General features: G+C 70.5%; 8 protein-coding genes. 5 read left to right on the forward strand and 3 right to left on the reverse strand.

All coding sequences use genetic code 11. The features are described 5' to 3' along the window. Positions 1-93: 93 nt before the first annotated feature. Entirely contained in the window at positions 94-1062 is a 969-nt protein-coding gene (locus tag C3V41_RS10145) for a glycosyltransferase family 2 protein (protein WP_129591562.1), read from the forward strand. Positions 1063-1149: 87 nt separating this feature from the next. Here C3V41_RS10145 and C3V41_RS10150 read toward each other — a convergent pair whose 3' ends face one another. After that, positions 1150-2013 carry an alpha-1,2-fucosyltransferase gene (locus C3V41_RS10150; protein WP_165271634.1) on the reverse strand — a complete coding sequence of 288 codons (864 nt, stop codon included), beginning with the start codon at positions 2011-2013 and terminating at the stop codon, positions 1150-1152. 316 nt (positions 2014-2329) lie between these two features. On the opposite strand from C3V41_RS10150, the gene C3V41_RS10155 reads away from it, so the two are divergent. Beyond that, on the forward strand, positions 2330-4330 hold the full coding sequence (locus C3V41_RS10155; RefSeq protein ID WP_129591563.1) for an ABC transporter ATP-binding protein: 2001 nt from the start codon (positions 2330-2332) through the stop codon (positions 4328-4330). Positions 4331-4353: 23 nt separating this feature from the next. Then, positions 4354-5337: a glycosyltransferase family 2 protein gene (locus C3V41_RS10160; RefSeq protein WP_106110153.1), complete on the forward strand. Its 984-nt coding sequence runs from the start codon at positions 4354-4356 to the stop codon at positions 5335-5337. Positions 5338-5854: 517 nt separating this feature from the next. On the opposite strand, the gene C3V41_RS12910 is transcribed toward C3V41_RS10160, so the two are convergent. After that, on the reverse strand, positions 5855-6454 hold the full coding sequence (locus C3V41_RS12910; protein ID WP_129591564.1) for a hypothetical protein: 600 nt from the start codon (positions 6452-6454) through the stop codon (positions 5855-5857). Positions 6455-6867: 413 nt separating this feature from the next. On the opposite strand from C3V41_RS12910, the gene C3V41_RS10175 reads away from it, so the two are divergent. Both C3V41_RS10175 and topA read left to right on the forward strand, forming a co-directional pair. Continuing rightward, positions 6868-7593 (forward strand): glutamine amidotransferase, encoded by a 726-nt coding sequence (locus C3V41_RS10175; protein WP_106110156.1) that lies wholly within the window; start codon positions 6868-6870, stop codon positions 7591-7593. Positions 7594-7767: 174 nt separating this feature from the next. Further along, positions 7768-10842 carry a type I DNA topoisomerase gene (gene topA, locus C3V41_RS10180; RefSeq protein WP_106110157.1) on the forward strand — a complete coding sequence of 1025 codons (3075 nt, stop codon included), beginning with the start codon at positions 7768-7770 and terminating at the stop codon, positions 10840-10842. A gap of 306 nt (positions 10843-11148) precedes the next feature. Here topA and C3V41_RS10185 read toward each other — a convergent pair whose 3' ends face one another. Continuing rightward, a complete protein-coding gene (locus C3V41_RS10185) occupies positions 11149-11919 on the reverse strand; it encodes a Rossmann-like domain-containing protein (protein WP_106110158.1) in 771 nt (256 codons plus the stop codon). Positions 11920-12008: the final 89 nt, after the last annotated feature.

Consider the following 12008-nt stretch of genomic DNA (forward strand, 5'->3'; position numbering starts at 1 on the left):
TCGTGGAGGCGGCCTCCCGCCGCGGCAGCGCCCGGCACGGGCTGACCGGCCCCGCGGCGGCCGAAAGAGCAGGATGGAGCAGGAGGACGAGTGATGGAGCCCCGACCCGTGAGACGTCGGCTGGGTGCCAGGGCCCAGGTCGGCCAGTTCAACTGGTACCGCAGGCAGGTGGCCGAGACGCGGATGCGCCCGGAGATGCGCCAGGTGGCGCGCGGCATGCGCCTGCCCCGCCTGCGCCTACGCCGTCGCGTCACCGGATCCGTGTGGGCGGTCACTATGGTGCGTGATGAGAAGGACATCCTGCCGAGCGTGATCACCCACCTGCTGGACCAGGGGGTGGACCACGTCCTGGTCGCCGACAACCTCTCCCAGGACGGGACCTACGAGTACCTGCGCGACCTGGCCCGCCGGGACCCCCGGGTGCACGTGGGGCGCGACACCACGGTCGCCTACTACCAGAGCGCCAAGATGTCCTACCTGGCCCGGGCCGCCTGGCGCGCGGGTGCCGACTGGGTGGTCCCCTTTGACGCCGACGAGCTGTGGTTCGCCCGTGAGGGGTCGCTGACTCACTACCTGAGGGGTCTGGACGCCGACGTCGTGGGCGCGGACTGGTACGACATGGTCCTCCTGGACGATGGGCCGGTCGGTCCCACCTCCTCCTTCCTCCTGGACACCACCCCCAACCCCCTGGGCAAGGTCGCCTTCCGCTCCCACCCCCTGGCCCTGCTGGAGATCGGCAACCACGGCGTGGCCCGCGTGGGCACCTGGGCCCAGGACGGCCTGGCCGTGGCCCACGCCCGCTACCGCTCCCAGGAGCAGGTGGCCCGTAAGTTCCGCCAGGGGGCGCAGGCCCTGGCCGCCACTGGCCTGGACTCGCACTACGGGGGGCACTGGCGCCAGGGGGCGCAGGCCTCCGACGAGGAGCTGGCGCGCATGTGGGAGGGGATGCGCCGTGGTGAGCCCGAGCCGCGCGTCCACTGGTTCGCCACCGGGCCCATGGTGCGTGTCCGGCCGGTGTCCTGGTCCTGCTGGGAGCTGGAGGCGGCCGCGCCCCGGTCCTGACCGGCGCGTCTACCCAGGCAGGCGCTCCTGGCGTCACGCGCCCCGGCCCCACGTGCGCGTGCCCGGGCCTTTAGCGCCCCTGAGTACCTACCTCGCGTCGGCCTCGGGCGCGGGCGCCGGGGGCTGCCAGCCTCCCGGGACGTCGCGTACGTAGCTCCAGGCGGGGTCGTGGAACCAGGGCTCCCGCTGCCCGAAGGCACGCTGGTGGAAGTAGGGGGCGACGACGTCGGCGGGGTCGGTGCCCAGGACCGTGGCCAGGTAGCCGCCCCAGTAGGAGAAGGTGGAGTTGGCCAGGACCAGGCGCCGTGAGACGGCCAGGGCGGCGATGTCGTCGAACATGTTCGTGCCGGGACGGGTGAAGGAGGCCGAGGTGACCCCGGCCTCGTCCAGGGTGGGTGCGAGGTTGGCCTGGCACCAGGGCAGGTCGTCGGAGACCACCTGGACGTGGCCCAGGGGGGCCCGGGCGGCCTGGAGGGCGAGCGCGGCGGCCACGTAGGGCACGATCCGTATCCCGAACTCCGCCTCGTGCACCGTGCCGTAGTAGTCCCCGCGGCGGACGTTGACCGTCAGCGTCCCCGGCGTGACCACCTCGCGCGCCGCGGCCAGGCGGTCGGTGAAGGACGGGGAGGACAGCAGCCGGGCGCGGGTGAAGTCGGTCAGGTCGGAGCGGGTGAAGTCGGAGTCGAAGCCCGCCCCCAGGCGGGCTATCCGGCGGTCGGTGACGTGCATGCGCCCGGGCAGACACAGCTCGGCCAGGGCCGGGAACTCGGCGACCCACGGCGCCTGGCTGGGAACCACCTGGACGTAGGTCTGGGGGTTGCCCCGCCGCAGCGTGTGGGCCAGCATCCACAGGTACAGGTGGTTGCCGCCGTTGGTGGCCGCGTGGGCGTAGAGGACGTCGCGCGGACCCCGGCGCACCAGGCGGCGCAGCCGCCCCCGCAGATCGCTCATGTGGTCCCTCCCTGCCGTGTGCCGCTCCCGGCGCGCCCGGGGCGCTCGTGGGTCTGACGGTGGCATCCTTTCACAGCGGCCGGGTCCCCGGAGGTGCCCGGCCTCAGCTGTCTGGTCACCGGAGATGCGTCCCACAGTGGGACCGCCCGGACGGCGTCGGACCTGGCGCCTCAGACCTGGGGCGTCGGACCTGGCGCGCCCTGGCCCTTGCCCCCGCGCCCGCTGTGACCTATTCCTGTCGCGGCGTCGGTAACCCAGCCGATACTCTTCACCCCGGACCACACAGGGCCGCGACGGCGGCCGGGAAAGGAGCGTCGTGAGGACACTCGGGGCGTACCGCCACTACATGGGGGTGCTCTTCAGGCGCGGTGAGCGCTGGCGCCTGGCCGTCTCGGTGGCGGGCAGTATCGGGATCGCCCTGCTTGACACGCTGTCGGTCCTGCTCGTCTCGCCCCTGATCCAGGCCATGGGCGACAGCTGGCGGCAGGGCACCGCCGGGACCGTGGCCCGGATGCTGGGGCTGACCACCCAGACGAGCCTGGTCGCCTCCCTGCTGGCCATGGTCATCGGCGGCTTCGTCCTCAAGGACCTGGCGGCCGTCGCCTTCAACTGGTGGTCCCTGGGGTTCACCGCGAGCGTGCGCACCAGGGCCCAGGTGGAGATGACCGAGTACTACATGCGTCTGCCCTACTACCACCACGCCCACCTGGGCCTGGCGGTGATCCTGCGCAAGACCATGGTGACGGTGGCCCAGGCCTACGGCGCCTTTGCCAACTCGGTCATCGGGATATTCGTCCAGATATTCTCGGTGGCACTCATGGTGACGGCGCTGCTGGTCTCCTCCCCGCTGATCACCCTGACCCTCCTGGCGTTCCTGGGGGTCGCCGGGGTCGTCTTCCTGCGGATTATTAAGCCGGTCAACCAGCGGCTGGGGCGTGAGCAGGTCGAGCTCAGTGAGAAGAGCTACGGCCTGGCGATCGACGCCTTCGGTGCCATTAAGGAGACCCAGCTGCGCAACTCCTACGAGTACTTTATGCGCAGCATGACCGGGCCCATCCGTCGGGGCGCGCAGATCGAGCGGGTGTCGGGGTTCGTCTCCGCCCTGCCCAAGCAGACCATGGAGATCCTGTTCATGCTGGGGCTGGGGGTCGTCTTCGCGGTCTCCGCGGGCGACGGGGTGTCCTCGGACATGCTCGCCACCATTGCCCTCCTGGTGGCGGCGGCCTTCCGCCTGCTGCCCACGGTGGCCGGGCTCATGGGCTCCGTCGCCAATATCCGCCACGCCGAGGCCGGTACCAGGGAGTACGTGGAGTCCAGGCTCGCCTCCCTGCGCCCGGGGGCGGTGCCCGCGCCCGTGTCCAACGAGGGCGTGGTCCCCATGGCGCTGACCAGCGAGCTGGTGGTCGACGGCGTCCACTTCTCCTACTCCCCCCAGGGCCCCGAGATCCTCACCGGTATCAACCTGCGTGTTCCCGTCGGCAGCACGGTGGCGTTCGTCGGCTCCTCGGGCGCGGGAAAGTCCACGCTCCTGGACGTCATTATGGGGCTCCAGACCCCCACCCAGGGTCGTCTGCTGGCCGACGGCGTCGACGTGTCCACGAATATGCTGGGGTGGCAGCGCAATATCGGCGTGGTCCCCCAGGAGGTGTTCCTCACCGGTCGTACCATCGCGGAGAACGTGGCCTTTGACGAGGAGATGGAGGATATTGACGAGCAGCGGGTGCTGCGGGCCCTGAAGCGGGCCGATATCCTGGACTTCGTCCAGGACCAGCCCGAGGGTATCTGGTCCCGTTTCGGTGAGGGGGGGCGGCGCCTGTCCGGCGGCCAGCGCCAGCGGGTGGGGATCGCTCGGGCACTGTACCGCGAGCCCAGGATCCTGGTCCTGGACGAGGCCACCAGCGCCCTGGACAATGAGACCGAGGCCCGCATTGCCAGCACTATTGCTGAGCTGGGTGATGACATTACCGTCATTATCGTGGCCCACCGCCTGTCCACCGTGAAGGACGCCGACATGATCGCCTTCCTGGCCGACGGGCGGGTGGACGCCGTCGGCACCTTTGCCGAGCTCCTGGATATCTCCGAGGGGTTCAGGACCCTGGCCGAGCTGGGCGACCTGGGCCAGACGGTGTCCGCCGCCCGGCAGGCCGCCGGTCAGGTTGCGCAGGGCCCGGCCGCACAGGGGGTTACCAAGAGTCCGGCTGCCGCCGGTCAGGCCGTGAGCCCGGTTGCCGTGAGCCCGGCGCCCGTCCAGGCGGACGCCCCTAGCGGGGCGGCACCGGTAGACTCCGACACGGTTCCTGCCACGACGCAGGCCTGAGCTTGAGGAAGAGGGAGAAACGGATGGGGTCAGGGCAGGACACGGGGCGCGCAGACGACCAGAAGGCGCCCGAGGTCAGCGTGGTCATCCCGGCCCGTAACGCCCAGGGGATGATCAAGGACCAGCTGGAGGCGCTTACGCTCCAGCAGACCGACCGGCCCTTTGAGGTCATTGTGGTGGTCAACGGCTGTACGGACCGCACCGAGGAGGAGGCCCGCTCCTTCTCCGGGCGCCTGAACCTGCGCGTCATCCACTCCGAGCCCGGCTACTCCAGCTCACGCAACGCCGGTGCGCTGGCTGCCCGCTCCCACGTCGTGCTCTTCTGCGACGCCGACGACGCCGCCACCCCCACCTGGGTGGAGGCCCTGTCCTCCGCCGTCGAGAGGCGTCACGGGATCGTGGGAGGGTTCTTCGGCTACAGGCGCTTTAACACCCCCGGCGCGTGCCGGGCCTACGGGTTCGACCCCGCCTCCCCCGACGGCCCGGAGGCGCTCATGGGGGAGGACGAGTTCAAGGACGCCCGCTCGGTCTCCGGGGGGAACTTCGGGGTGTGGCGGGAGGACTACCTGCGTGTGGGGGGTCTGGACAACTCCTACCGCGGCGGCCTGGAGGAGACGGACTTCTGCCACCGCGCCCGTCAGCAGGGGATCCCCGTCGTCTTCTGCCAGGACGCGCGCATTGAGGTGCGCCTGCGCTCGGTGGCCTCACGCGCCTTCTGGCAGCAGCGGGGCTACGCCGTCAACAAGATCCTGTTCGTCGCCCGCACCGACCGCGAGAAGGGCCCCTTCGCCCACGACGTGCCCCGCAAGTTCAATGTCTCCTTCAAGTGGTCCCTCAAGGCGCTGGCGCGCAGCGGTGCCGCCGCACTGGCCTACCCGGTGGCGGACCCGGGGCGGCGCATAAAGATCCTTCACGACCTGGGCGGACACCTGGGGAGCGTGGAGGGGCACCTGAAGTACCGGGTCCTGGGACGCGTCCCACCTCGTCGGCTCCTGCGTCGGCGCTGAGGCCGGGTGCCGGGCTCGGACCCTGCTGAGGACAGGCGCGTTCAGTTCCCGGGACACTGACCCCTGGGTCCGCACGGATTGGTCGTACGGAATGGTTTGTGGCGCAAAGTTGCACATTCATCTTGGGGGCGCTGTCGGGGTGCTGGCGGTATTCCAACGGTTTCCCGGTCTGGGAGGCGGCCGGGACAAGGATGAATGTGCAACGGCGTCCTCGTTGCACATTCATCCCTGTTTTTGGCCCCTGCTCGGTTGGCGGATCCGCGTGATTCCGCCGGTTTTTGATCGGTGATTGTAGAAAGAATGTGCAACTCGACCGTGGCGCGTCGCTCGCGAGGTTAACCAGCGGCGCAAGCCCGACGTCAAGAGGTACGCCGGATCATCCCCGCGGCCGGGGCCTGCGGCAATCTGCCGACGCCCACCCTGAGACGTCCGCGTCCTGCTCCTGCGGCCGCGTCCTGCTCCTGCGGCCGGGGCCTGTGCGCGGTCCGGGCAGGTGCCTGGTCCTGATTCGCCTCCGTCACGCGGTTCCCAGGAGCGTGGTGAGCTCGTTGGCGAAGGAGACGATCTCCTCCTGAGTCACCTTGGTGCTGTCCGCAGTCGCCTGGACCAGGCCGTCCTCGGTCTTGAGGAAGCAGACGATCGAGTTCTTGGAGGCGGAGGGGGTGCCGCACTTGCCGGTACCCGCGGGGACGGCGTCGCTCAGATCCGCCACGCGCTGGTCGTAGACGGAGGAGGTACGGAACTCCACCCCCATCTTGCGTCCCGCGCTGCTGTAGGTGTGGATACTGCTGTCGCTCTGCTTGTCGAGGGTCCAGCCGTTGACCTCCTGGGGGAAGTCGCGACCGTTCATAGCCGCGATGACGGTGCCCTCGGCAGCGGGAGTGGCCGTGGAGGCCGCCGGCTTGGAGCTGGTGGAGGCGGACGGCGCCGAGGAGGCAGGGTGCGACGGCGTCGGGCTGGCAGCGGGAGCGGCGCTTGTTGCGACCGTAGAGGCCGAGGAGGAGTCTGGAGAGGAGGGGGAAGGGCTGGCGGTGGTCTCGCCTGAGGAACCGCAGGCGGCCAGGGGCAGAGCCAGGGCTGAGACGGCGAGAAAAGTAGTGAACTTAGGAGTACGCATGTGCATAAGTATATAGGAGGCGACTGATGATGTGGGGATGCGTAGTGCCTGGGCGATTCGTGCGCTCTAGTGGGATGTATACCGCACTCTTGGTCGGGTGAGGGCCTAAGGGCGGTCGGGCGAGGGGTGGCCAGGCTGCGTGCGCTGGTGGTCGCTGAGGGGGGCCCGAGGGGCGGTCGGGTGAGGGCCCGAGGCGTCAGAGCGCGGTCCCGCTACCAGCACTGGCAGCCACGGGCTCGGGCGGATGAGGTAACGACGGGCCTCGCGCCAGAGCAGTCGGTGGCTGTCCCACAGGGCGCAGAAAGGGAGGTATTGGCCGCGCCCACCCGCTCGGGGCAACGGGAGGAGCCCTGCCCCGGAAGGGCGTGCGGGTGCCGCGCCCACCCGCTCGGGGCCACCGGTAGCCTGGGTGCGTGAGACCCTTCCTCCTCCTGGCGACCCGCGCCGACGACGAACCCGCAGACGCCGAGTACGAGGCCTTCCTGTTGCGTACCGGCCTGGACGCCTCCGAGCTCGTCCGCTGTCGGCTGGAGGCCGGGCCCATGCCCCGCATTGACCTGGAGGACTACTCGGGGATCCTGGTGGGCGGCTCGCCGTTCAACACCACCACGGTGCACAAGTCGGCGACCCAGCAGCGTGTGGAGGCCGAGTTCGACGCCCTCCTGGATCGTGTGGTGGCTGAGGACTTCCCCTTCCTGGGCGCCTGCTACGGGATCGGTACCCTGGCCCGCCACCAGGGCGCCCACATTGACTCAACCTACGCCGAGGAGGTCGGCGCGCCTGAGATCACGCTCACCCCCCAGGGTCTGGCCGACCCGCTCTGTGCCGGGATGGCCCCCGCCTTCCGCGCCTTCGTGGCCCACAATGACGCCATTACCGTGGCGCCACCCCACATGGTGGTCCTGGCCACCAGCCCCAGCTGCCCGGTGCAGATGATGCGCGTCAAGGACAACCTCTACGCCACCCAGTTCCACCCTGAGCTCGACGGCGAGTTCTTCGCCCACCGTCAGGGGTTCTACGCCGACCACGGCTACTTCGACCCCGATGCGCTGCCCGAGATCCAGGCCTGGACCCGGGCCCAGGACGTCTCCGGCTCCTGGCACGTGCTGCGCAACTTCGTGGAGCGCTACGCCCGTTAGGCCCCGTCACCCCGCCGGCCGTGCCCGGGATCCGCCGCCACGCGCCCCTCGGTCTCGGGCACGGGCTCTGGGTGTCGTGTCCGGGCGTGCGTTACAGTCAAGCCGTCCGTGCCCCGCCCGACGGCCCCGACGGCGGAGCGGGGGCGCACCCAGGACGTTCCCAGGAGGGTTACCGTGTCCCACAAGCTTGTCATCGTCGAGTCCCCCAACAAGGTCCGCTCGATCGCCGGCTACCTGGGGGACGACTACGAGGTCGCCGCCTCCGTGGGGCACATCCGCGACCTCGCCCAGCCCTCCGAGCTGCCTGCGGACATGAAGAAGGGTCCCTACGGCAGGTTCGCCGTGGACGTGGAGGACGGGTTCGTCCCCTACTACGTGGTCAACCCCGACAAGCGCAAGACCGTCGCCGCCCTGCGTAAGGCTCTCAAGGGTGCCGACGAGCTCTACCTGGCCACCGACGACGACCGTGAGGGAGAGGCCATTGCCTGGCACCTTCTCCAGGTCCTCAAGCCCAAGGTCCCCGTCAAGCGCATGACCTTCACGGAGATCACCCGCGAGGCCGTCACCCGGGCCCTAGCCAACACCCGCGACCTGGACACCCACCGCGTGGACGCCCAGGAGACCCGCCGCATCCTGGACCGGCTCGTGGGCTACGAGGTCTCCCCGGTCCTGTGGCGCAAGATCCGTGCCGGGCTGTCCGCCGGGCGCGTCCAGTCCGTGGCCACCCGCCTGGTGGTCGAGCGCGAGCGCGAGCGCATGGCCTTCACCTCCGCGGGCTACTGGGGCGTGGAGGCCCGCCTGTCCGCCCACCAGGGTGCCGGGACCACGGGCGCCGCGCCCGGGGCCGACGTCGGACCCGGGACTGCGTCTGGGGCCGCGCCCGCGCCCGGGGCTGTGCCGGGCGCCCCCGAGACGGAGGACTCCGCCTTCACCGCCCGCCTGAGCGCCCTGGACGGTCACCGGGTGGCCACCGGACGCGACTTTGACGACACCGGCCAGCTGCGTCCCGCGGCCCGCAGGGCCGGGACGGTCCACCTGCACCAGGACGCCGCCGTCGCCGTCGCCGAGGCCGTGCGCCGCTCCACCCCCCGCGTGGCCGAGGTGGAGGACAAGCCCTACAAGCGTCGTCCGGCCGCCCCCTTCACCACCTCCACCCTCCAGCAGGAGGCGTCCCGCAAGCTGCGTATGAACCCGCGCGAGACCATGCGTGTGGCGCAGGGCCTGTACGAGAACGGCTTTATCACCTACATGCGCACCGACTCCACGGTCCTGTCCTCCCAGGCGGTGGCGGCGGCCCGCGCCCAGGTGGCCGAGCTCTACGGGGCCGAGTACGTGCCCGCCCGCCCCCGCGTCTACGCCACCCGGGCCAAGGGCGCCCAGGAGGCGCACGAGGCCATCCGCCCTGCCGGGGACCACTTCCGCACCCCCGCCCAGGTCGCCAACGAGCTCAGCGGCGCCCAGTTCCGCCTCTACGAGCTCATCTGGAAGCGCACCGTGGCCTCCCAGATGGCCGACGCCGTCGGCTCCACCGCCACCGTGCGTGTGGAGGTGCCCCTGGCCGGTGCCAAGGGCACCAGGAGCGACGGCGGACTGACCTTCACCACCGCCTCCTTCACGGCGTCGGGCACGGTCATTACCTTCCGTGGCTTCCTGGCCGCCTACGAGGAGGGGCGCGACGCCGAGCGCTACGAGTCGGAGTCGGGCGGCAGGACCGGCACCAAGGGCGGCAGGGACGTGCGCCTGCCGGCAATGAGCGTGGGCCAGGAGCTGACCGCCCTGGGCAGCCAGGCGGCCGGTCACGAGACCACTCCGCCGCCGCGCTACACCGAGGCCTCCCTGGTCAAGGCCCTGGAGGAGCGGGAGATCGGTCGGCCCTCGACCTACGCGGCCACCATGTCCACCATCTCCGACCGCGGTTACGTGGACCACCGCGGCCAGGCCCTGGTACCCACCTGGCTGGCCTTCGCGGTGACCCGCCTGCTGGAGGAGAACTTCGCCGAGCTGGTCGACTACGACTTCACCGCCTCCATGGAGGCCGACCTGGACCGTATTGCCGCTGGCCAGGAGGACCGGGTGGGGTGGCTCACCCGTTTCTACTACGGGGAGGGCGCCGGCGACGCCGCTGCGGGCGCCAGCCCGGCCGGGGCTGCGGGCGCCGGGGGTAATGCCGCTGCGGGCGCTGACGCCGCCCCGGCCGGGTCCGGGAAGGGCCCCGGCACGGGTCCTGTCCACGGTGCGGAGCAGGGGCTGAGGTCCATGGTGGACAACCTCGGTGAGATCGATGCGCGGGCTGTGAACTCCATTGAGATCGGTGAGGGCATGACCCTGCGCGTGGGCCGCTACGGTCCCTACCTGGAGGACGCCGAGGGCAGGCGCGCCAACGTGCCCGCCGACGTCGCCCCCGACGAGCTGACCGTGGACAGGGCGCGTGAGCTCTTTGCCCGCGCTGCTGACGACGGGCGCGAGCTCGGTGTGGACCCGGCCACCGGGCACATGATTATCGCCAAGGACGGGCGCTACGGCCCCTACGTCACCGAGGTCCTGCCCGAGGAGGAGGCCCCGGAGGCCTCCGGGGCGGCGCCCGAGACGGCCGAGGGCGCTGGCGGGGCTGAGACCGCCGGGGCGACGTCGGGCGGCAGGACGACCAGGGCGAGGACGACGCGGGCCAGGACCAAGAAGCCCAAGCCGCGCACGGCGAGCCTGCTGAAGTCCATGGACCTGGGTACCGTCACCCTGGAGCAGGCCCTGGACCTGCTCAGCCTGCCGCGGGTGGTGGGCCAGGACGCCGAGGGCGTGGACATTACCGCCCAGAACGGCCGTTACGGCCCCTACCTCAAGAAGGGCACGGACTCACGTTCCCTGGAGAGCGAGGAGGAGATCTTCACGGTCACCCTGGAGCAGGCCCTGGAGCTCTTCGCCCAGCCCAAGCGTCGCCGGGGCCAGGCGGCGCCGCGCGGACCGCTGCGTGAGCTGGGGGAGGACCCGGCTACCGGCAGGCCCGTGGTCATTAAGGACGGGCGGTTCGGCCCCTACTTCACTGACGGGGAGACGAACGTGACCTTGCGCCGGGGCGACGACCCCGCCACCGTCACCCCTGAGCGGGCCTACGAGCTGCTCGCGGAGAAGCGCGCCAAGGGGCCTGTCAAGAAGCGCACGACCCGTAGGACGTCGGCTAAGAAGACTACTAAGAAGACTGCTTCGTCGGGGACGTCCACCAAGAAGGCGTCCACTAAGAAGGCCTCCTCATAGCCCCCTCCCGCGAGAACGGTACTTATTCCTCGCGAGAACGGTACTTGTTTCCCGTGAGAACGGTACTTGTTTGCTGCGCTGGGAGAAGGTACTCGTGCGGTCGGGTAGTGGAGTGGATGGTTAAGCGTCCTGTGTGACTGGGTGTCCGCGCGGCTGGCGTCGGTCGATCGCGTGCTGGACGTGGGCGACCAGGAACTCGCGTGGACGGTTGGTAGCGGGCCAGGCCCGTCCCGGCGGGGATGAGGGGCGACCAGGCACTCGCGTGGACGGTTGGGTGTGGGCGCCCGACGGGGCGCCGTGGTGGTCCTACGCGGTGCGGTGCTGGTGCATGCGCGTGCCCGGGCCTATCTGGCCGGTGGGGGACAGGGAGGCAATGACCTCGGCCCGGCCCACCTCGGGGTCCGGGACGTACCCGGTCACGGTGTCCACCCCCAGCTCCAGCAGGAGCGGGTGCATGGGCGTGGACGGGCCCACGAGTACCGTGTGCGCCCCACCGCCCACCGCCAGGTCGATCAGGCGGGGAGCTGTCTTGTTGACAAAGCTCGACGATGAGATGAACACGTAGTCGGCCTGGGGCAGCAGGTACTCGCAGGCCGTGTCCGGGTAGTCGCCCGGCTCGGGGTAGCGCTCCAGGATCTGCAGGTCGGCGGCCTTGTGCAGGGCGGCACGGGCAAAGGGGAAGTGCCCGATAATCGCGACGACCCGCCCGGTGACGGCGTCGGCGTAAGGGTCGAAGACCTGACGCCAGGTCAGTCCCGCGCCGGTGGGGACGAAGCCGTTCCGGGCGGCGACCTCGGCCCGGGAGTACCAGGAGTTGATCGCGGCCTGCCCGACGCTCGCCTCGGCCAGGTTCCAGCTGCGTACCAGGGCGGCGACGTCGCGGATAGGACGGCCCGCGTCCGGGGTGCCGACGGAGATTGCCGGGCGGCTGGTGTCCTTCATGGACCAGGCTGAGCCGACGCCGTCGGCGGAGTTGACGACCCGGGTCCACCGGGTGCCGCGGTCGGAGAGGACGACGGTCACGTCCTGGGGCAGGTCGTCAATGAGGGCGTCGTAGACGTCCCAGGGGCTGGACATGAGCGGGCTCCTTGTGTGGTCGGCAGCTTCTGGCCTTCGTTGGGTAAGGCGGACCTTACTGTATTCGCGTGGCAGTGGGGCGCGGACAC

The organism is Actinomyces sp. oral taxon 897 (assembly GCF_002999235.1).
GTDB lineage: Bacteria > Actinomycetota > Actinomycetes > Actinomycetales > Actinomycetaceae > Actinomyces.

Coding starts and splice junctions, on each gene's coding strand:
- C3V41_RS10145 (WP_129591562.1), top strand. CDS start 94: ATGGAGCCCCGACCCGTGAGACGTCGGCTGGGTGCCAGGGCCCAGGTC.
- C3V41_RS10150 (WP_165271634.1), bottom strand. CDS start 2,013: ATGAGCGATCTGCGGGGGCGGCTGCGCCGCCTGGTGCGCCGGGGTCCG.
- C3V41_RS10160 (WP_106110153.1), top strand. CDS start 4,354: ATGGGGTCAGGGCAGGACACGGGGCGCGCAGACGACCAGAAGGCGCCC.
- C3V41_RS12910 (WP_129591564.1), bottom strand. CDS start 6,454: ATGCGTACTCCTAAGTTCACTACTTTTCTCGCCGTCTCAGCCCTGGCT.
- C3V41_RS10185 (WP_106110158.1), bottom strand. CDS start 11,919: ATGTCCAGCCCCTGGGACGTCTACGACGCCCTCATTGACGACCTGCCC.